Source organism: Gordonia soli NBRC 108243 (assembly GCF_000334455.1).
In the GTDB taxonomy this organism is placed as follows: Bacteria; Actinomycetota; Actinomycetes; order Mycobacteriales; family Mycobacteriaceae; genus Gordonia; species Gordonia soli.
Genome location: NZ_BANX01000028.1, coordinates 123,177 through 144,190 on the forward strand (window position 1 = coordinate 123,177; position 21,014 = coordinate 144,190).

General features: G+C 68.7%; 17 protein-coding genes. 11 read left to right on the plus strand and 6 right to left on the minus strand.

The genetic code is table 11. The features are described 5' to 3' along the window. Nucleotides 1-138: 138 nt before the first annotated feature. Nucleotides 139-657 (minus strand): GNAT family N-acetyltransferase, encoded by a 519-nt coding sequence (locus tag GS4_RS18390; RefSeq protein WP_007623329.1) that lies wholly within the window; start codon nucleotides 655-657, stop codon nucleotides 139-141. Nucleotides 658-786: 129 nt separating this feature from the next. Between GS4_RS18390 and GS4_RS18395 the strand changes: the two genes are divergently transcribed. The 6 genes from GS4_RS18395 (at nucleotide 787) to GS4_RS18420 (ending at nucleotide 8,119) form a co-directional block, all read left to right on the plus strand. Beyond that, the gene (locus GS4_RS18395; protein WP_007623331.1) at nucleotides 787-1,452 is read left to right on the plus strand and encodes a HEAT repeat domain-containing protein; all 666 of its coding nucleotides are present in this window, start codon (nucleotides 787-789) and stop codon (nucleotides 1,450-1,452) included. Between the two features lie 7 nt (nucleotides 1,453-1,459). After that, nucleotides 1,460-2,500 (plus strand): MerR family transcriptional regulator, encoded by a 1,041-nt coding sequence (locus GS4_RS18400; protein ID WP_007623332.1) that lies wholly within the window; start codon nucleotides 1,460-1,462, stop codon nucleotides 2,498-2,500. A gap of 82 nt (nucleotides 2,501-2,582) precedes the next feature. Next, nucleotides 2,583-4,172: a carboxylesterase/lipase family protein gene (locus GS4_RS18405; RefSeq protein ID WP_245555759.1), complete on the plus strand. Its 1,590-nt coding sequence runs from the start codon at nucleotides 2,583-2,585 to the stop codon at nucleotides 4,170-4,172. 4 nt (nucleotides 4,173-4,176) lie between these two features. Next, the gene (locus GS4_RS18410; RefSeq protein ID WP_007623336.1) at nucleotides 4,177-4,770 is read left to right on the plus strand and encodes a TetR/AcrR family transcriptional regulator; all 594 of its coding nucleotides are present in this window, start codon (nucleotides 4,177-4,179) and stop codon (nucleotides 4,768-4,770) included. 323 nt (nucleotides 4,771-5,093) lie between these two features. Next, nucleotides 5,094-7,055 carry an SDR family oxidoreductase gene (locus GS4_RS18415; RefSeq protein WP_007623338.1) on the plus strand — a complete coding sequence of 654 codons (1,962 nt, stop codon included), beginning with the start codon at nucleotides 5,094-5,096 and terminating at the stop codon, nucleotides 7,053-7,055. Next, entirely contained in the window at nucleotides 7,052-8,119 is a 1,068-nt protein-coding gene (locus GS4_RS18420) for an alanine racemase (RefSeq protein WP_007623340.1), read from the plus strand. Before GS4_RS18415 ends, GS4_RS18420 begins: the two co-directional genes overlap by 4 nt. Before the next feature lies 1 nt (nucleotide 8,120). Here GS4_RS18420 and GS4_RS18425 read toward each other — a convergent pair whose 3' ends face one another. Then, nucleotides 8,121-9,629 (minus strand): DNA polymerase Y family protein, encoded by a 1,509-nt coding sequence (locus tag GS4_RS18425; RefSeq protein ID WP_007623342.1) that lies wholly within the window; start codon nucleotides 9,627-9,629, stop codon nucleotides 8,121-8,123. 149 nt (nucleotides 9,630-9,778) lie between these two features. Then, nucleotides 9,779-10,567, minus strand: coding sequence for a DnaE2-dependent mutagenesis accessory factor ImuA' (gene imuA', locus GS4_RS18430; protein WP_007623344.1), 789 nt, complete (start codon nucleotides 10,565-10,567; stop codon nucleotides 9,779-9,781). A gap of 754 nt (nucleotides 10,568-11,321) precedes the next feature. Between imuA' and GS4_RS18440 the strand changes: the two genes are divergently transcribed. Next, nucleotides 11,322-12,806, plus strand: coding sequence for an HNH endonuclease signature motif containing protein (locus GS4_RS18440; protein ID WP_245555760.1), 1,485 nt, complete (start codon nucleotides 11,322-11,324; stop codon nucleotides 12,804-12,806). 600 nt (nucleotides 12,807-13,406) lie between these two features. Further along, on the plus strand, nucleotides 13,407-14,552 hold the full coding sequence (locus GS4_RS18445; protein WP_007623348.1) for an NAD(P)/FAD-dependent oxidoreductase: 1,146 nt from the start codon (nucleotides 13,407-13,409) through the stop codon (nucleotides 14,550-14,552). Nucleotides 14,553-14,578: 26 nt separating this feature from the next. Here the strand turns inward: GS4_RS18445 and GS4_RS18450 are convergent, their stop codons facing one another. Next, nucleotides 14,579-15,619, minus strand: a complete 1,041-nt coding sequence (locus GS4_RS18450; protein WP_040511015.1) for an Rv2578c family radical SAM protein — start codon at nucleotides 15,617-15,619, stop codon at nucleotides 14,579-14,581. Between the two features lie 81 nt (nucleotides 15,620-15,700). Between GS4_RS18450 and GS4_RS18455 the strand changes: the two genes are divergently transcribed. Continuing rightward, nucleotides 15,701-17,017: a serine/threonine-protein kinase gene (locus GS4_RS18455; RefSeq protein ID WP_040511017.1), complete on the plus strand. Its 1,317-nt coding sequence runs from the start codon at nucleotides 15,701-15,703 to the stop codon at nucleotides 17,015-17,017. Nucleotides 17,018-17,051: 34 nt separating this feature from the next. Here GS4_RS18455 and GS4_RS18460 read toward each other — a convergent pair whose 3' ends face one another. Both GS4_RS18460 and GS4_RS18465 read right to left on the minus strand, forming a co-directional pair. Continuing rightward, nucleotides 17,052-17,732 carry a LuxR C-terminal-related transcriptional regulator gene (locus GS4_RS18460; protein ID WP_007623353.1) on the minus strand — a complete coding sequence of 227 codons (681 nt, stop codon included), beginning with the start codon at nucleotides 17,730-17,732 and terminating at the stop codon, nucleotides 17,052-17,054. A gap of 99 nt (nucleotides 17,733-17,831) precedes the next feature. Further along, the gene (locus tag GS4_RS18465; protein ID WP_051989778.1) at nucleotides 17,832-19,055 is read right to left on the minus strand and encodes an ATP-binding protein; all 1,224 of its coding nucleotides are present in this window, start codon (nucleotides 19,053-19,055) and stop codon (nucleotides 17,832-17,834) included. A gap of 189 nt (nucleotides 19,056-19,244) precedes the next feature. Between GS4_RS18465 and GS4_RS18470 the strand changes: the two genes are divergently transcribed. Next, the gene (locus tag GS4_RS18470; RefSeq protein ID WP_007623357.1) at nucleotides 19,245-20,780 is read left to right on the plus strand and encodes a PspC domain-containing protein; all 1,536 of its coding nucleotides are present in this window, start codon (nucleotides 19,245-19,247) and stop codon (nucleotides 20,778-20,780) included. Further along, nucleotides 20,777-21,004 (plus strand): hypothetical protein, encoded by a 228-nt coding sequence (locus GS4_RS18475; RefSeq protein ID WP_007623359.1) that lies wholly within the window; start codon nucleotides 20,777-20,779, stop codon nucleotides 21,002-21,004. Before GS4_RS18470 ends, GS4_RS18475 begins: the two co-directional genes overlap by 4 nt. Nucleotides 21,005-21,014: the final 10 nt, after the last annotated feature.

Consider the following 21,014-nt stretch of genomic DNA (forward strand, 5'->3'; position numbering starts at 1 on the left):
CAGATCTACTCGCGGGATCGGCGACACGGCAACGGCTCGTCCCGTATGGATCTCGTACAGATCGCGACAAGAACTCGTCTGCGGGCAAACGACCGGCCGATGGACTCACCGGCCCCGGCGGTCCCGACGGTCGGTGTGTCAGATCCCGAACGCTGCCGCGTAGGCGACGACCCCGGTCGGGGCGGGCGCGGCGGGATCGAGGAAGAGTGCCATGAACGCCTCGTCGGGCACCTCGAACGGCGCGCTGATGTGCGACCGCGATGCCGGGGTGAAACCGAACCGCGGGTAGTACTCAGGGTGACCCAAGACCACGACGGCGTTCTCGCCCCGCGATCGCGCCGCGGCCAGCGCCGCCCGGGTCGCCGTACTGCCGACGCCTCGTCCTTGGAATTCCGGTGCCACCGAACACGGCGCCAGCGCGAGGGCCGGGGTACCGCCGACCGAGCATCGGGTGAGCAGCGCATGCCCGACCACCTGACCGCCTGGGGCGGTGGCGACGATCGAGAGATCGGGTATCCATGCGTCGTCGTCACGTCGGAGCGCGTCGACGAGGTCCGCTTCGGAGACGGTCGGGAAGGCTGCGGCGACCACCGAGCGGATGGACATCACATCCTCCGCGGTCTCGGTCCGGGTCTGCCAGGTCTCGGTGCTGCTCACCCGAGCATCCTCCCCCGGCACAGCCGCGTCCGAAACCGGTTTTCGGCCGCGACCCCCGATGGTTCTCGGGCCCGGCCTTGACCTTGACACAGTGGCAAGGTGTTCTGTGGGTCGCAGGAGGTGATCGTCATGACGGCAACCGACAGGGACCAGGCGACTGCACGACGTGGTCGGATGCTCGACGCTCTGTCCGGTCCCGACTCGTCCATCCGACTGCAGGCCGCACTCGCGATGGGCACGGACCCGGATGTGCGATTCGTCGAGCCGCTGGTCGCGCGGTGCGCCGTCGAACCCGACTTCTTCGTCCGGGACATGCTGACGTGGGCGCTCACCCGACATCCCGTCGAGGTCGCGGTCCCGTTGGTGGTCGCCGAACTCGACAGTTCTCGAACCCAGGCATGCAGTCAAGCGCTGCACACCCTCTCCAAGATCGGCGATCGCAGTGTCTGGCCGTCGATCACAGCGGCCCTGCTGCACGACCGCGACGACGAGATCGCACGCAGCGCGTGGCGTGCGGCCGCCGTCCTCGTCCCGGACGGAGACGAGCCGGCGCTGGCCGCAGAACTGGTGGGTGAGCTCGGGCGTGGCGACAAAGACCTGCGCCGCAGCCTGAGTCGGGCACTGGTCACGCTGGGAGACGAGGCCGTGACGCCGGTACTCACCGTGCCGCGACGTGCCGCCGACCCGCAGGTCCGAGCGCACGCGATGGCGACCGTGGAATTGCTCCACGACCCCGACATCGACCTCGCCGGGGCCATCGACGACGCCCTGCGCATCACCCTCACCCAGGAGTAGCCGCCCGATGTTGATCGGCGAGGTCGCCCGACGATCCGGTGTCAGCGCACGCATGCTCCGGCATTACGAGTCGCTCGGTCTCGTGACGCCGGACGGCCGGACGTCGGGCGGCTATCGCGTCTACAGCCAGGCCGATGTGCGCCGCATCCTCGACATCGAGAGCCTGCGGTCGTTGGGGTTGTCACTCGATGAGATCGGTCGGGCACTGGCGGATCCGGAGTTCACCCCGGACGTCCTGGTCGCTCGACTCGTCGACGAGACCCGACGTCGGATGGACCGTGACGCCGAACTCCTCGCTCGCCTGGAGCGGGTGCGTCGGGTGGGTCCGGAAGGATGGGAGGACGTGCTCGGCCTGATCCGCCTCCTGCGCGGTCTCGGCTCCGAGTACGCGGCCCTGCGGCAGCGAGCGGTGCTCCCCTCGGTCGATGGAACACCTCGCACCCCTGACCTCCTCGCCGAGGCCGTACTCGGAGAGACCGACACCAACGTCGCAGGCGCGTTGCGGTGGGCGCTCAACCGGGTCGGCGCAGATGTGGTGCCGAGCCTCGCGGCCGGGATGGCGTCGGACGACGTCGCCGTCCGGAGACGCGCGGTGTCGGCACTGGCCGAGATACCGGGGCCGGCGACCACCGAGGTGCTCCGCCGATCCCTCGACGACGTGGACGAGGACATCCGCCGCCGCGTGGTGCTCGCGCTGGGCGCACGAGCAGTTCCGGCGGTGATCGGAGCCCTGGTGACGATGGTCGCCGATGGTCACAACGACGTCGAAGCCGCCGAGTTGCTGGGCGGCTTCGTGATCGACCCGACCGGGTCCCACCTCTCGGAGCGCGTTGGCGCCGGCGACGAGCGGGCCGGTCAACGCATCGTCGGCGCCCTGGTCGAGCGCCTGCACCACACCGATGATCCGGCCGTGCGGCTCAGGCTGACGCAGGCACTGGCCGAGATCCCCGCCGACGCGGCCCGCGCCGCACTCGGCGACCTGACCGGCGATCACGATCGGGTGGTGGCACTCACCGCCGAAGCGATCCTCGCCGGCCGCGGGCGCTGATCCCCGTCGCGGATGAGTAGATCGTCGACCAGCATGACCAGTATTCTTCCCACTAATGGGAAATTACGTCTACGGTGGGTGCATGATCGTGCGCCGAACGATCCCGATCCTGTCCGTCGCCCTCGCTCTCGCGCTCAGCGTGGTGACGGGCTGCGCGGCATCCGACTCCGCACCACAGCCCGCGCCGCTCGAGACATCGACCTCCAGCGGACAACTTCGCGGCGTCGACACAGCGACCACGCGCGAGTATCGCGGTGTCCGATACGCCGAACCGCCCGTCGGCGACCGCAGGTGGACGCTCCCGGTGGCAGCCGGACGCGCTCCGGGAATCGTCGATGCCTCCCGGGCAGGTAGTCCGTGTCCGCAGACCACTCCCCTGCCGGGAGGTCAGCCGCAGCCATCGGAGGACTGCCTGAGCGTGAACGTGACCACGCCCCTCCATCCACGGCGTCCCGGCCCCCTGCCGGTGATGGTGTGGTGGCACGGCGGCGGCTACACGTCGGGTTCCGGCGCCTCCTACGACGCCCGACGGCTCGCTGAGCGTGGCGATGTGGTGGTCGTGACGGTCAACTATCGCCTGGGCGTGTTCGGCTACCTCGGCCTGCCGGGTCTCCCCGGCGGTGGCGACTTCGGCCTTGCCGACCAACTGCAGAGCCTGCGCTGGGTTCGCGACAACGCCACCGCGTTCGGCGCCGACCCGGAGAACGTGACCGTCGTCGGCGAGTCAGCCGGCGGGATGTCGGCGTGTGCGGCACTGACCACACCCGCCTCCGACGGCCTGGTGGACAAGGCCGTCATCGCCTCGGGATCGTGCCTGCTCGACTGGCCGAAGGGTGGGCTCTACCCCGGTGTCGATGCGCAGACCCCGTACACCGCACGCGAACAGAGCGAGCGGCTGGGCGCCTCGGTCGCCGAGGGCCTCGGATGTTCTGGTGCAGAGGCCATCTCGTGCCTCCGTCGCCTACCCGAGGAGCGGTTGATGTCGGTGGATGCACAGTTCTCGAACGTCCTCGCCTACGGCACCGATCTGCTCCCCGACGATCCCGCCGCCGTATTCCGTAAGGGTGGCCAGGCGCCGGTCCCGATGATCGCGGGCGGCAACCGCGACGAGCACCGCTCGTTCATCGGCGGGTACCTGGCGATCGATCCGACCGCGATCACCGATCGCACCTACCCCACCCTGGTCGCGGACGCCTTCGGAGATCGCGCACCGGCCGTACTCGATCGCTATCCGCTGGTGCACTTCCCGAGCCCGGCGATCGCCTGGTCCACCGTGATCACGGATGCCGCGTGGGCGTGCCCAACAGTTTCCGGAGCCAGACTCTCCGCAGCGCGTGCCCCGACCTGGCTGTACGAGTTCGCCGACGAGAGTGCGCCGAACATCAACCAGGTCACCACCATCCCGCAGGGGGCGGCGCACGCGACCGACACCCCGTACTACTTCGATCTGGGCGGCAACGACCTGTTGCGGACGCCGCGACAACGCCAGATCGGCGATCAGATGATCGACTTCTGGACCTCCTTCGCACACGACGGAACCGCCCGCATCACCGGCGGGCCGGACGTCCGCCAGATGTCGACCACCGACCGCACCGGCCTGCGATTCGGTACCGAGACGACGGAGTACGCCGACCTCTTCGCCGAGCATTCGTGCGACCTGTGGAACCGGTGACCCGATGCCGTCGCCCCGGGCGCTCGACACCGACACCCCGATCCATCGTCGGCGCCGCGACGAACTCGTCACCGTCGCGATCGCCGTGATCGCCGACGTCGGCGCGCCGCGCGCGACTATCTCGCGCATCGCCCGACAGGCCGGGGTGAGTCGCGGCGTGGTGAGCTACCACTTCCGGGACCGGGCCGCCCTGCTCGATGCGGTCGTCGCCCACGTCTACGACCGCGCGGCAAGCGAACTCGGCGGCTCCGTCTCCGGTGCGCCGACCCCGCGGGACGCACTGATCGCCTTCGTGTCCGGGAGTGTCGACTTCTATGCCGAGCACGCAGAAGAGATGACGGCATTGTCGGCGATCTTCGCCGAACCCGGCGCCGACCGGGCGCCCCGGGTGGAGCACCGAACCGAGATCACCGACGTCATGGAGATCCTCGAGAACGGTATCGATGCCGGCGATTTCCGCGTCCTGGACGCACCGATCGTTGCCGCGACCATTCGAGCGGCACTCGATGCGAGCCTGCACCGACTGCGCCTCGGCTCCGACGTCGCGCTCGAACGGCGCGAACTCGTCGCGCTCATCGATGCCGCGACGCGCCGGTGAGCGGTCGGATCTGCCGGGCTGTTGCGCGCGGGTGCCGGTTGGCCGGCCGGCCGGCCGGCCAAAAACTGCCGCCCAGCAAGAAGCCACGTGGATATCGCACACCACGCCCGGGAGAACAGCAGATTGTGGTCACCGACGACCGGCGCGTGTCGTACCCGGCACATCCGCCGACGTCGCCGATCCCAGGTCATACGCATGGACGACATGATGTTGCCATTCGCCAATGGAAGTGTCAGGCTGTACCCGACAACGCTTCTTACCGCCCAGTAAGAAGCCCGCTGATCGGCTGCCGGCAGCTCCGGCGCCCCACGATCGGACTGCACATGACGAACTACTTCCTCACCGGTGCGAGCGGGTTCATCGGTCGCCGGGTTCTCGACCGCCTCCTCGAGGCGGACCCCGACGCGACGATCCGGGTCCTCGTGCGCGAGCAGTCGCTCGCCCGCCTCGCCGCACGACTCCACGCCCACGGGCTCGACGATCGGGTCATTCCCGTGGTCGGCGACCTGACATCACCCGGTCTCGGCATCCCCGCCGACGCCGAATCCGCGGACATCGACCATGTCCTGCACCTCGCCGCCATCTACGACATGGACGCGTCAGCGGAGGCACAGCAGGCCGCCAACGTCGACGGCACCCGGCGGGTGGTCGAGTTCGCCCTCGCCAACGATGCACTGCTGCATCATGTCTCGTCCATCGCAGTGGCCGGAGATCACCGCGGCGACTTCACCGAGAACGACTTCGACGCCGGCCAGGGGTTCCCCACGCCCTATCACCGGACCAAGTACGAGGCCGAGAAGGTCGTCCGCGAGGCCGACGGCCTGCGGTGGCGGGTCTATCGGCCGGGTGTGGTCGTCGGCGATTCGCACACCGGCGAGATGGACAAGGTCGACGGCCCGTACTACTTCTTCGGTCATCTCGCCGCACTCGGTCGACTGCCGTCGGCGATCCCGCTCCCTTTCCCGGATCTCGGCTGGACCAACATCGTGCCGGTCGATTACGTCGCCGACGCGATGGTCGCACTTCTCGATGCCGAGCCGGACACCGATCGTCGGGTCTTCCACCTCACCGATCCGCGCTCGAACCGCATCACCGACATGTACAACGCCATCGCTCCCGGATTCGCCGGTCCGCGAGGCCGTTCGGTGATCCCGAACCGTCTCGTCGAGCCGGTCCTCTCGGCAGCGGGCACCGGTCCGTTCAAGGTGATCCGGGATCTCACCGCGGCCCAGCAGGGAATCCCGCCGACGATCCTCGACACCCTCTCGTTGCCGACCAGGTTCCGCGCGGACACGACCGTCCCACTCCTGCGATCGCGCGGCGTCGAACTGCCCGACCTCCGCGACTACGGACCACGCCTGTGGACCTACTGGTCAGAGAACCTGGATTCGTCACGACATCGCCGGCGCGATCCGCGAGGCCCGCTGGTCGGTCGGAACATCCTGATCACCGGCGGTTCCGCGGGAATCGGTAAGGCAACTGCACGCATGTGCGTCGCCCGTGGTGCCAACGTGATCATCGTGGCGCGCAAGGCCGATGACCTGGATGCGGCCGTGGCCGAGTTGAACGCTACACCCTCTCGTGACCACATCCCGCCCGGCCGGGCGACGGCGTACCAGTGCGACATCACCGATGAGGAGTCCGTGCTCGCGATGGTGAAGTCGGTGCTGGCCGACCACGGACACGTCGACGTGCTGGTCAACAACGCGGGGCGATCGATTCGGCGGGCCACGCTCAACTCGGTCGACCGCGCGCACGACTACCAGCGCACGATGGCGGTCAACTACTTCGGCGCGGTGAACCTGACGCTGGCGATACTGCCGCACATGGTCGAGCGACAGTCGGGCCACATCGTCAACGTGACCTCGATCGCGGTGCAGTCCAAGGGAGCCCGCTTCGGCGCCTACGCAGCTTCCAAGGCGGCGTTGGAGGCATTCGGTGACGCGACCGGCGCCGAGACCCTCTCCGATCACGTGACCTTCACCAACGTGCGGCTGCCGCTGACCAAGACACGCATGATCGCCCCGACCGAGGCCTACGACAACGCGGCCGGCGTATGGGGTGTCGACAAGGCCGCCAGTCGGGTGTTGCACGGAATCCAGCATCGCCCTCGCCGGGTCAACTCGGCCCTGGGCAACCTGGCCGAGCTGGGACACCATGTGGCGCCGCGGCTGACGACCCGAATCCTGCATCAGGAATACCTGATGATCGGCGAGTCGGCCGCGTCGCTGGGGACCACCACCGACGGCAATCGTGACGACAACGGAAGCGGCACACCACGGTGATCGACACGCCGTACCTGGTGGTCGATTCCGGTCGGCTGGATGCGAACCTCCGGAAGGTGGCGACGCGGGCCCGTGCATCCGGCGTCGCACTGCGACCACACGCGAAGACACACAAATGTGCCGAGATCGCCCATCGGCAACTGGAATCCGGTGCGATCGGGTTGACCGTCGCGACCATCGGCGAGGCGGAGGCCTTTGCATCCGTGGGGTGTACCGATCTCTTCATCGCATATCCGTTGTGGGTGACCCGACATCGTGCCGAGCGGCTGCGCGCGCTGGCGGGATCTGCGGCGCTCCGGTTGACGATCGACTCGGTCGAGGGTGCGGCGCGGATGGCCGCGGAGATGATCGACACCGAGGTCGAGGTGGTGGTCGAGGTGGACTGCGGACAGCACCGGACGGGTGTGGCCCCCGACGAGGCGGGCAAGGTCGCCGCCGCCGCGGTGGAACACGGCCTGAACGTGGTCGGGGTGTTCACCTTCCCCGGCCACGGCTACGGACTGTCGGGAGCCCGGCACGTCGCTGCGACAGAGGAGTCCTCGGCGCTGGAGCGGGCCGCCGACTCGTTGCGGTGCAACGAGATCGATCCGGTTGTCCGCAGCGGTGGTTCCACTCCCACGCTGGAGTTCGCCGACACCTCGGTGCTCACCGAGGTACGCCCGGGTGTCTATCCGTTCAACGACGCCCAGCAGGTGGAGCTCGGTACCGCGACATTCGGCGAGGTGGCACTGTTCGCGGCGTCCACCGTCATCCATCGCACCGGCGATCGGATCGTCGTGGATGCCGGCAGCAAGATCCTGGGCGCCGATCGGCCGGGGTGGGCCAGCGGGTTCGGACGCTTGCTGGACTTTCCCGACGCGCGCATCACGTCGTTGTCCGAACACCACGCCGTCGTCGACGTGTCCGACACCGATGTCGCCGTCGGTGCCCCCGACCTCGGCGAGACGGTACGCGTGATCCCCAACCACGTCTGCACCGCCGTGAATCTGGTGGACGAGATCGTGGTCGACTGCCCGGAGCGCGGTGTCAGTTGGCCGACTCTGGCGCGTGGCCGCAACAGCTGACTCAGTCATAGACACCCTCCACCACCCACCGTCCGGACCGGTGACAGAGCAGCAGCGCGCGCGAATCATCGAGTAACACTTGAGCTCTCGCGGTGATGCCCTGCCTGTCGGTACCGGACGGCCACGGACCGGCCCACCAGCGGACCTCCCAGCTACGTCGCTCCGAGCGCACCGTGGTCGGCTCGGTCGAGAACGCGCCGCGACCGGTGACGGTCACCGGCTCACCGGTCAGGTCCATCACCGACACCGGCGTGTCGAGCACCACGGCCGGAGTGGGATCCGGCAGCCGCCCCGGCCAGGGCGCGTCTGGATTCCGCTCGGGGACCAGTTCATCCCCCAGTGCCACCATCGTGATCTGCTCGGCGAGCCCTCGCCCACCGCTGCGCACCGGCACCTGCACTGCATCTCCTCCCAGTAGACCTTGCACACGGACCAACGACCGCCGGGCACGTTCACCACATTCTGGGTCTTCCGGTAAACCGTTGCCCGACAGCGAATACTGAAGTGTCCCCGCCTCCACCACCTCGACCGGCTCCAGCCGAAGTGTCACCACCGGCGAATCCGGCCCCGGACCGGCACCCCGTCCGCCGGTCAGCCATCCCTCGAGCTGCCATCGGATCCGATCCGCGGTCGCCTCGGGGGTCAACGGCTGAGCACATCGCCAGGTTCGCGAATTCCGCTGTCCGCGTTCGGTGATGGCGTGGACCGCGAGACGGGTGCAGGCCACCGCAGCATCGGACAACCGGCGATGCAGCTCGTCGGCGAGGCGTCGACCGAGGAAGGCCGCCGCGTCGATCCGGTCGACCGGCGGATCGCACATGTGCTCGATCTCGAGATCATCGGGGATGCGGCGTCCCGCCGGGTTGCGGCCGGGCTGTGCATTCGCCAGGCGGTGCGCGACGACGGCATCGGCGGAGAACCGGGTCGCCACGTCGGCCACCGGGACAGCGGCGAACGCCCCGATGGTGGTGATCCCCAATCGCCGCAGCAGATCGACGAGTTCGATCCGTGACGGGTCGCTCACGCTCGGCTCGATCGCGAGCTCGGCGACCGGGAGCCCGGCCAGATAGGCGGCATCACCACCGGGCGGGACGATCTGTCCCCGTCGGGCCGCCAGCACCGCGGTGAACAATTCGTCGGCTACTCCGACCTGCGACTCGACCCCGCAGGTCGACACGGCGTCGATCAGCTTCTCGGCCACCGGGTCCTCGCCGCCGAAGAAGCGCGCGGCCCCGGAGACAGGGACCACGACGAGCCCGGGACGCAACACCTCGGTCACCGGGATCAGTTCTGCGACCGCCCCGACGACCGGCTCGAAACACCGGCCGTCACGATGCGAATCCTCGGTCACCACCACCATCTCCGGGCACGCCGCCTGCGCCTGACGTTTGCGCATCCCACGTCGGATGCCCGCGGCCCTCGCCGACGCCGAGCAGGCGATCACCCGATTGGCCGCGAGCACCGCGATGGGTTGCTGCGGCGAGAGATCCGCGACGGCGGCAGCGGCCATGGCCGGCCAGTCCGGGCACCACAGGGCGAGAACGCGATCCCGAGCGCCGGGTGCCGATGTCGTCGCCGAAGGGGTGGGCGCAGGCGTTGCCGTCGACATCGCCTGCGCCGGTCGGGACATCGGCGCGGGAGCCATTCGGGTGCCGGCCATCAGTTCGCCACCGCGAGAACGGTCCGGGTATCGGCGGCGTCTGCCGGCCGGCATCCCGTCGCCCGCACCAGCTCGACCCGTCGCATGGCTGCGGGACCCGTTGACACCAGGTCGATCTCGGTCGAATCGACCTGTCGCCCCCGCCCTGTGGCGGTGACCCGCAGGTGGAGACCGCCGATCCGACCGAAGCCGCTCGGCGCAGCCGTCAGGTCGGTCGATCCGGCGGCGACGGGATGGTGTCGGTAGGCCAGCACCTCGGCGTCGAGGCGGGTGTGCGGCGCGGGCCAGCGTCCGCCGGTCACCATCAGCGCCGCGGACTGTTTGCGGACACGTCCCATCACCACCCGACTCCGTGCCGGAGGCACGGACACCCCGCGCAGACCCAGCACCACCAGGTCCATGCCGTCGAGCAGCACCGTGGCGACCTCCACCGGGTCGACCCCCGGGTTCGGGACGGTGGCGATCCGCCCCACCTCGGCACCCATCTCGATCGCGGCGAGCAGGTTGAGGTGCGGCAACCCCACCACCCCGACCTGACCGCCCGAACCGCTCACCGAGGCGATGATCGACAACAGCACCGATCTCGCCCCGGATACCGACACCACCCCGCCACGCGTGATGCCACCATGTGGCAGCACATCGGCCAGCGCCTCGGGTACCGGTAGGACGTCCTCGGTCGGATCGGCCGAGGACACCGACCGCTGGTCGGGACGGCCCGACAACACTGCGACCTGACGTCGCAGACGAGCGAGCTCGGACTCTCGGACGGTGCTCTCGGATGCACTCACAGACTTCCTCCTGACCAGCGCTTTCTCCGCAATCAGCGCGCCGGGAAGGTGCTGCGCCATCGATCCACACCCGACATCGGTGGGCTCCGCTCGCCCTCGATGTTCGAACATGTTTTCGATTCTCTGATCGTAGGACCGGGTACCGACAGACGTCAACGCACACGGTCCGGAGCCCGGCGCGTCGTACGCCGCGCGTGTCGGGCGACACGGAGCGGGCCCCACCCGCAGACGCACGGTCGACGGCGTGGAGCGCACGGTCGGCGATGTCGAGGGCACGATCAACGGGCCGTCTGCACCTGGTGATGTTGTCAGGCAAGCGGATTCGGTCGACGAGTTGGTGATCGCCCACGGCGAACTCGATGCGGCGCGGAGCGGATCGCTGAACTGTCTGCCGACCGGTGTACCGATGCCGAGTTGGTCGCGCTGGCGAAAGCCAACGAGGTCATGGGCCGACGAGGTCGCGGGCCGGCGGCCTTCATCGTTGAAGCATCGACGTTTGACGGTCTTCGTCGACCGTGCGCTCGGCCCGTCGACCGTGCGCGGGAGCGCTGCACGTCCTTACGATCCGCATCTCGGCGCGGTGGGGCTCGGATTTCTGACACGTGAGCGGGGCGCGGTGTGGTTGGTGCACAGTGTGGTTCGCTCAGGTGTCAGTTGTGCGGTGGGCTGCAGCCATCGGTCGATGACGGAAGGAATTGTCGGTGGGCTCGGATAGTGTTCTGTAGATAACGGAGGCTATGAGGAGATGATGATCATGGCTTTCGACAAGCCACCACCCACACCCAGCTCGCTCGTGTTGGATGCCCCACCTGCTGCGGCACACTCGGATTCGGTCGATGAGTTGGTGGCCGCCTACGGCGAGCTCGACGCGGTGCTGGACCGGATCGCTCAACTCTCCGCCGACCGGTGCACCGATGCGGAGGTCGTTGCGCTGGCGAAAGCCAACGAGGTCGCAGGGCGGCGGATCGCCTCGCTCGGCCTTCGCCGGTTGATGGACGTGGCGGATCGTGATGCGTGGCGGCTGACCGGTGCGGCGACGATGCGAATGTTTGTGGCCAACCATCTGGGTGTGCCGGATGTGAAACGACGCCTCGATCACGCTGCGGCACTGTCGGAGACCTACACCGTCACGGGCCAGAAGCTGACGCCGGAGTTGTCCGCGACCGCGGATGCGTTGGCCGAGGGTGCGATCGCACCCGAACACGTGAGCGTGATCCTCGACATCACCAACCGCATCCCAGCCAGTGTGGAAATCGACGACCAGGTGGCCGCCGAAGTCGCTCTGGCCGAACACGCACGGACACTGTCGCCCAGCGCGCTCCGTCAGGTCGGTACTCGACTCCTCGCGCACTTGGATCCGGATGGTGAGCTCACCGACGACCGTGATCGTGCCCGTCAACGGTCGATGACCCTGTCGCGCCAGGATGCGCAGCTGATGTCGAAACTGACCGCCACCCTCGACCCGATCACCCAAGCGATGTTGGATGTGGTGTTGGCGAAGTGGGCAGCACCCGGGATGAACAACCCCGACGACCCACACTCCCCATCAGGCAGCATCGACGACACCGACCCCGACACCGAGGTGATCAAGGATGCAGCCCAACGAGACTCACGCTCCCAAGCCCAGCGCAACCACGACGCCCTGAACGCCCTACTGAAATCAGTCCTCGATGGTGGAGCGCTGGGTGGGAGTCACCGTGGGCTACCGCCGCAGTTGATCATCTCCATCACCGAAACCCAACTCCGCGAATCAGCCGGTCTCGGCGTCACCGCCACCGGCGCCGACCTGCCGTGGCATGACGTCGTCGAACTCGCCGCCAAAGCGGACCCGCACCTGGCGGTGTTCGCCGATCACACCGAAGAAATCCTCTACTTCGGACGAGCCCGCAGAACCGCATCCCGAGCCCAACGCATGGCCCTGTTCGCCAGAGACCGTGGCTGCACCGCACCCGACTGCGACCAACCCGCCATGCACTCCGAAGCCCACCACCTCACCGACTGGGCCGAAGGCGGACGCACCGACATCAACGAACTCGGCGTGGCCTGCCCCAAACACAACCGCGCCGCCGGCCCACGCCGAGACCAATGGACCACCCGACTCGACCGCACCACCAGACGAGTCACCTGGACACCACCAGCAACCACCCAACCCATCAACGGCCCACCGACACCACGCATCAACAACATCCACCACCCCGACCGGGCACTCACACGCGCCCAACCACCGAATCACGACTGACCTGCCACACTCATACCCCGTCGACCGTGCGCTCCAAAACGTCGACCGTGCGCGGCAAACGTCGACTGCGCACTCGCCGCCAGAAGCCTCGCCGACCCGCGGCCGCAGAAACGCACGATCGACGAATCAGAGCGCACGATCAACAACGAGATATCGACCCGCCGACACAAACCGGCGAGGAGACCCCCGGGGGGGTGACCACGCGTAAACAACCGCCACCACCCCGACCACGCACTCACACGCGCCCAGCCACCGAATCACGACTGACCGGCCACACTCATATCCCGTCGACCGTGCGCTCCAAAACGTCGACCGTGCGCGGCAAAACGTCGACTGCGCACTCGCCGCCAGAAGCCTCGCCGACCCGCGGCCGCAGTAACGCACGATCAACGATTCCCAGCGCACGATCAACAACGAGATATCGACCCGCCGACACAACCGGCGAGGAGACCCCCGGGGGGTGACCACGCGTCAGCAACCGCCACCATCCCGACCTCATGCTCGCGCGGTCTACCGACCCGTGAACCGACCCGCCGCCTACTGTCGTATTCGAAACTGCTGTCGTATCCGACGCGCACGCGCCCCGAGAGGAGACGTCCGATGGAGCACGTCGATGCCGTGGTCGTCGGCGCCGGGGTGGTCGGACTCGCGGTGGCGCGGGCGCTGGCCTTGCGTGGCGAGTCGGTCCTGACCCTGGAGCGCGAAGACGCGATAGGGACGCAGACCAGCTCGCGCAACTCCGAGGTGATCCACGCCGGCATCTACTACCCCACCGAGAGTCGGAAGGCACGCGCCTGCCGGGACGGGCGCGATCGCCTGTACGAGTACTGCATCGACAACGGGGTCGACCACCGACGCTGTGGCAAGCTCATCGTCGCCACCTCTGCCGATCAGCTCTCTGCGCTCGACCGCATCCTCGCGCAGGGCCACGCCAACGGCGTCACCGATCTGCGTCGCATCGGCCAGGCGGAACTGCACGACCTCGAACCCGATCTACCGACCGCCGTCGGCGCGTTGCTCTCCCCGTCGACCGGGATCGTCGATGGTCACGGCCTGATGCGCCGTCTCCGCCGTGACGCCGAAGACCGTGGCGCGATCACCTCACTGCGCAGCGAGGTGGCAAGCATCCGACCGGCAGGCAGCGGCTCGGACCGACGGTTGGAGGTGGAGGTCACCGGGATCGGCGACGTGTCATGCGCACACCTGGTGAACTGCGCCGGACTCGACGCGTGGTCGGTCGCCCGGTCGATCCGCGGCTTCCCGGACCGCGCGATCCCGCCACGCCGACTCGCCAAGGGCAACTACTTCGCACTCGCCACCGGGACGACACCGTTCACGCATCTGATCTACCCCGTCCCGGAGGACGGCGGTCTGGGCGTCCACCTCACACTCGACCTCGCCGGCGCGGCCCGATTCGGCCCCGACGTCGAGTGGCTCCCCGACGGCACCGACCCGCACGACGTCGATCTCGCAGTCGATCCCGCTCGCGCCGAACGATTCTCGGACTCCATCCGGCGCTACTGGCCCACGATCACCCCGGATCGTCTCACCCCCGCCTACGCCGGCCTCCGGCCCAAACTCTCCGGCCCCGGCGAACCCGCTGCCGACTTCCTTATCCAAGGCCCCGCCGATCACGGCGTCTCTGGACTCGTCAACCTCTTCGGCATCGAATCACCCGGCCTGACCTCGAGTCTCGCCCTCGCCGACGACGTGCTCACCGCCATCGGACCGTCCGCCCCCGACTGACGTCGACTCCCCGGGACGCGGCGGCGTCAGAACAAGGTGAGCGCCTGCTGCAGTTCGGGTTCGGCCACCACCCGGGCCGATGCCGCATCACCGGCCTCGACCGAGTCGCGCAACGACATCCCGGATCCGCCGAGTCGGTGGCGTTCGACCAGCGGGCCCATGCGTTCACGCAGCCACGCCGAGTACTCGGGCGCCACGTACGCGCCACGGCCGTACAGCCCTCGATAGCGTTTGAGCAGCGCCGGATGCTCCTGGGCCAGCCACTCGAGGAACCACGGTTTGGTCGAACTCCGTAGATGCATCGGGAACGCCGTCACACTCGCCGCCCCCGCCTCGGACAACGCTGCCAGCAACGCGTCCAGATCGGCTGTCGAGTCGGTCAGATACGGGATGACCGGGGCGAGCATCACGTGCGGGGCGAACCCGGCATCGGCGACATCCCTGATGAGGGCCAGTCGCGCGCGAGGCGAGGGCGTCCCGGGTTCGATCTGCTTCTGCAACTCGTCGTCGATGATGGCCAGCGAGATGCCAATGCTGACCGGCACGGCGCGGGCGGCCTGTCTCAGCAGCGGGAGGTCACGGCGCAGCAAGGTGCCCTTGGTGAGGATGGAGAAGGGGGTCGCCGACTCGGTCAACGCCGAGATGACACCCGGCATCAGCCGGTATCGCCCCTCCGCCCGCTGGTACGGATCGGTGTTGGTGCCCAAGGCGACCGTCTCGCGTCGCCACGACCGCCTCCGCAGTTCCTTGCGCAGCACCGCGGCGGCGTTGAGTTTGACCACCACCTGGCTGTCGAAGTCGCGGCCGGCATCGAGTTCGAGGTACTCATGCGTAGGCCGAGCGAAACAATACCGGCAGGCATGACTGCAACCCCGAAAGGTGTTGACCGTGAACCGAAACGGCAGGTGCGATGCCTCGGGCACCTTGTTCAGCACACTCTTGGCGAGGACCTCGTGGAAGGTGATCCCCTCGAACTCGGGAGTGGTCACCGTACGGACCACGCCGGACCTGCCGAGCCCGCGAAGTGCGCCGTCGTCGACGCCGACGGATTGGTCGGACCACCGCATGCGCCCAGTCGAACATACGTGCGATCAAAGTGTCAACCGTGTACCGCGTCGGCGCACGGACTCCCCGCTATCATGCTGGCTATGTCCCTGAACGCCGAGAGTCACCGGACGCCGGGTCCCCAGTACCTGGTGGCCGGACGCTACCGCCTGCGGTCGCGTATCGGTGGCGGCGGGATGGGCATGGTGTGGCTCGCGCGCGATCAGCTCCTCGACCGCGAGGTCGCCGTCAAGCAGGTCGTCTCCACCGAAGGACTCACCGAGGACTCGGCAGACAACATCCGCAAGCGCGCCATGCGTGAGGGACGGATCGCGGCCAAGCTCTCACATCGCAACGCGATCTCGGTACACGACGTGGCCCTCGACCGCGGCGAGCCGTGGCTGGTGATGGAATACCTGCCGTCGCGCAGCGTCGCCCAGATCCTGCACGCCGCAGGCACTCTCGACACCAAGCAAGCGGCCCAGATCGGCGCACAGGTGGCCGACGCGATGACCGATGCCCACGACGCGGGGATCATCCACCGCGACATCAAGCCCGGCAACATCCTGATCGCGAGCACCGGCCGGCACTCCGGGCAGGTCAAGATCACCGACTTCGGCATCTCCAAGGCCAAGGACGATGTGACGCTCACGCAGACCGGCGTGATCACCGGCACCCCGGCGTATTTCGCACCCGAGGTCGCACGCGGCGCCGAACCCACCGAGGCATCCGATGTCTACTCGCTCGGCGCGACCGTCTACACGATGGTCGAGGGTCAGCCACCGTTCGGCGTGGACGACAACTCGTTGGTGCTGTTGCACAAGGTCGCTCGCGCTCAGATCACCCCGATGACACGTGCGGGAGACCTTCAGCCGGTGCTGCTCAGTCTCCTCGAACCCAATCCCGCACGCCGTCCGACGATGGCCGAGGCACGCGACAAGCTGGCCGCCTACGCAGCGGGATCACGGGGTACCACACATCAGATCCTCACCAGCGCGGTCACCAGATCCGATGGTGGCCCGCCACTCTGGGCACAGCAGCGCAGTACCCGCTCCCCGCGGCCCCAGTCGACCGGCACCCACGCATCGGCCGACGGCCGGGCACCCCAGACCGTCCGGCCGACCGGTCCGCACAGTGCGGGACCGGGACCGAACGGTCACGGTACGAAGAACGAGACCGATCAGAGGTCGGGACAGGCCTACGCGCCGACGCTGGTCGGGAACACCGCCGACACGATGATCTCCACCCCGTCGCCGAACGGTCCCGGCCGATTCCCGCCGAACGGACCGACGTCACTTCCGGAGAACCACGGCAAGCGACCATCCGGGCCGACATCGACCACCGCGCTGGCGCTCTCGATCCTGGCGTTCTTCGTGGTGCTCGCCGGCGTGGTCATCCTGGTCATCGCCCTCACCCGCTGACGGGCGGCGGCACCGGGCGACACCCGGCCCATGCTCAACCGATGTGCCGGGTCGCCGCCCATCGCGTCAACGCATTGCGATTCGACTGCTGGGTCTTGCGGAGCACGTTGGACGCGTGGGTCTCGACCGTCTTGATCGAGATGAACAGCTCTTCGGCGATCTCACGATAGGTGTAGCCGCGTGCCAGCAACCGCAGCACCTCCAGCTCACGGCGCGTCAGCGAGTCGAGTTCGGGGTCCAGCGGCGGCTCCGGGGCAGTCGACTTGCCGGTGAAGGAGTCGAGCACGAACCCGGCCAGTCGTGGACTGAACACGGCGTCACCGTCGGCGACCCGACGGACGGCATCGGCGAGCTCGGGTCCACCGATCGTCTTGGTCACGTAACCCCGTGCGCCCGCGCGGATGGTGGCGATCACGTCCTCCGCAGCATCGGACACGCTGAGCGCGAGGAAGACCGGGCTGTCGTCGCCGAGCGCGTCGGTGACCCCGCGCAACACCGCCACCCCACCGCCCGCGGGCATGTGGACGTCGAGGAGGACGACGTCCGGTCGGACGGAGGTGATCCCGGCGATCGACTCGGCGACGGTTCCCGCCTCGCCGACGATCTCGAGACCGTCCTCGCGAGCCAACTCCGCGCGGACCCCGGAGCGGAAGACACCGTGGTCGTCGACCAGGAACACACGATGGTTCACCGGCGCAGCGATCTCCGTGTTCATCGGTTCAGCCTATCGGCCGTACTGCGTGATTCGTCGATCCCGAGGTGGATGCCCCACGGGCGCTGGGGGTTCCGATCGTTGCGTGTCATCCGGTCGGTCTCACTCCTCGTTCGCGTGTTCGGCGGGGCGGCGCTGCGCCTCGCCACGATCGGCGTCGGGCACCGCCTGGTCACCGCGCCGCGCCATGGTCAGTCGTACGTTGGTGCCGCGTCCGGGAGTCGAGTCGATCTCCACCTGCCCATCTGCCCGTTCCATCCGGGCGCGGATCGAACGGGCGATGCCCTGTCGGTCGTCGTCGACGACCCCCGGGTCGAAGCCCTTGCCACGATCACGCACGAAGACCTCGACCGCGTCGTCTCCGACCTCACAGTAGACGTCGACGGTGCGTTCTCCGGAGTGCTTGGCGGCGTTGACCAGTGCCTCCCTGGTCGCCCCGATCAGCGCCGGCCACCGACGGGCGTCGGCGCCGTGCGGCTCCTCGTCGGGCCGCAGGTCGCCGACGGTGATCACCTCCACCTCGATGCCGTAGGCGTCCTCGACCTCCGCACCGACACTCTGCATCGCCGCACTCAACGATCCCTGTCGCTGTGCCGGATCGCCGAAGAGCCAGCTACGCAACTCGCGCTCCTGGCTGCGCGCGAGGCGGGCCACCTCCTCGGGCCGGCCGGCCTGCTTCTGGATCAGGGCGAGGGTCTGCAGCACCGAATCGTGCAGATGCGAGGCGATCTCCTCACGTTCGGCGTTCCGGATGCGAGCCGACCGTTCCTCGTTGAGTGCCCGCCACATCCGCATCCACAACGGCACCGTCAGGAGCACGACGCCGAACAGGGTCGCGATCACCGCCACGATGGTGGTCCCGAATCCGCCGAAACCCTGGTTGTTGGCCAGCACGATCACGACGAGACCGCCGATGACCAGCAACGCACCGCCACCGAGTCGGGTCCAGGTGAGCAGTGGGGTCCGCGGTGCGATCCGCGAGGTGTCGAACTCACGCCACACCAGGCCGGCGCCGATCGCGACCACCACCAGCGGTATGAGCTGGGCCGCCGGTGTCCCCGCAGCCGCGAAACCCACCACCGACATCGCCACCAGGGCGATGATGGCCAGCCCGTACGCCTGTCGCCGCTCGCCCGGACGAGGCGATGCGGTGTCGGAGCCCTGCGGGCAGAAGAACCAGAGCAGACCGTAGGCCGCGACGCCGGCGCCGGCGAGGGCGGCCAACACGACGAAGACGACGCGGACGCGGAAGGCGTCGACCCCGAGGTGGTCGGCGAGTCCGCCGGCCACCCCACCGATCACCCGACCGCCGTCACGACGCACCATCCGGTGGGTCTCGGTCGGGCCGAGACCGGCCGCGGCCCGGGACACACTTCTGCTCACCACTCGATACTGGCACGTGCGGACCAGGTCCGACATCAGGGAAGGCTCGCAGATCCCGGCCCCGACCTTCAGGGGTGTTCTCAGGGTGGTACCCGATGTGCTCGACGCCATCCGACCGCCAGGATGAGTGCCATGGACACCAAGCAGCTCGAGGGACTGTGGGCCACCCGCCCCGTGCGTCCCACCTCGAATCGGACGATCGCCGGTGTGTGCGCGGGCATCGCTGCTCGCTACCGCACGGATCCGACCGTCGTGAAGATCGCCTTCGTCGTCGCCGCCCTGTTCGGGGGCAGTGGCCTGCTCCTCTACATCGCCGCCTGGATCGCCCTGCCGAGTGAGCGCAAGGCGCTCGCCGCGATGACGCCCGGCGGCTCGCCCTCCGGAACGCATGGTCATCACGGCCCGTGGCACGGTGCACCGCGCGGCGGATGGCACGGGAACCCGCAGTTCATCCTGCTGATCGTGCTCGCGATCGTCGTGCTGACCTCCTTCGGCCCCAATCGGACCTGGGGCGGTGGCGGCCTGCTGGGCGCGGCACTGATGCTCCTCGGATGGTGGTTGCTCTACCAGCGCACCCCCGAACCTCCGGCCGGCACCAGCGTCGACACCGTCCACGCGCCGACCATCCCCACCCCGGGCACCGGGGCGTGGTCGCCCACCGGGTGGGGCGCCATGCCCGGTGAGGCCACCGAACCGTTCCAGCGCTGGATGCCGCGCGGTCACACCGGATTTACCGGGACGCCGACGACCCCGGCCACCGACACCGCGACGCCTCCGACCGTCCCGTCGGATCCCACCACGGCCGGCTCCGAGATCGCTTCGACCCTGGCGGACCCCGCCGGAGGCCGGGCATCGGATTCCGCGGACGCCGAAACCCCGGCGTCGGAGGCGAACCCGCGCACCGCGGGCACTCCGATCCAGACCGCCCCGACCCAGCCCGCACCAACTCAGCCCGCCGAACCGCACACCCTGCCAACCGAACGACTCACTCCGCCGGCCTGGGACCCGCTCGGCGCAGCCCGCTTCGCCTGGGACCTGCCCGAGCCCGCAGGCGAGACCGTTCCGGAGCGCCCGTCGGGACGTCGGTCGCCCCTCAGCCTGATCGTCATCGGACTCGCGGTGCTTGCCGCGGCGGCCGGTGTGGCAGCGAATCAGGCCGGTGCGGAATGGTTCTCGGTACCGCGCATCCTGTCGATCGCCCTGGCGGTCGTCGGTGCCGGGCTCGTGATCGCCGCCTTCCGCAGACGTCGGACGGGGGCACACAGCACCGGTCTGGTGCCCATCGCCATCCTGCTCGGTGCCGCGGTGGTGGTCACGACCAGCGTGACCGGATTCGACGGACTGCCCGAGGGTGGCACCGGCGAACGGATCGTGAAACCCTTCACCGAGAACGACATCCGCGCGGAGTACAGCCTGACCGTCGGTCGGATCGAGTTGGATCTCCGCGACATCGACCTCACGAAGGATCGGACCGTGCAGTTGCAGAACGGGATCGGCGAGGTGAAGGTGCTGGTGCCGGAGAACATGAACGTGCGCGCCCAGTGCGCCGTCAGCGTCGGCGACTACACCTGCCCCGAGGGACTCGACGGAGGTCGTGACGGCACCGACGGTCCGGTCCTCACCGTGGATGCGAAGAGCAGCATCGGCAACGTGGAGATCGTCCGATGAGCACCCGGGACCGGGACGCGACCGAGAACGACTCCCGCGATCACGGCCACCGGGCGCCGGGGCTCGGTCTCGTCGGACTGGCCGCACTCGCGGTGGCCGGGTGGGGCCTCGCGGGCGGACCGGACCTGCCCGACGGGGCGGGCATCGGCTGGGTGGCGGTCATCGTCGGCGTGATCGTCGGCCTGGTGCTCATCGCCACCGGAGCCCGATCACGCGGTGACTGACACCTCCGCG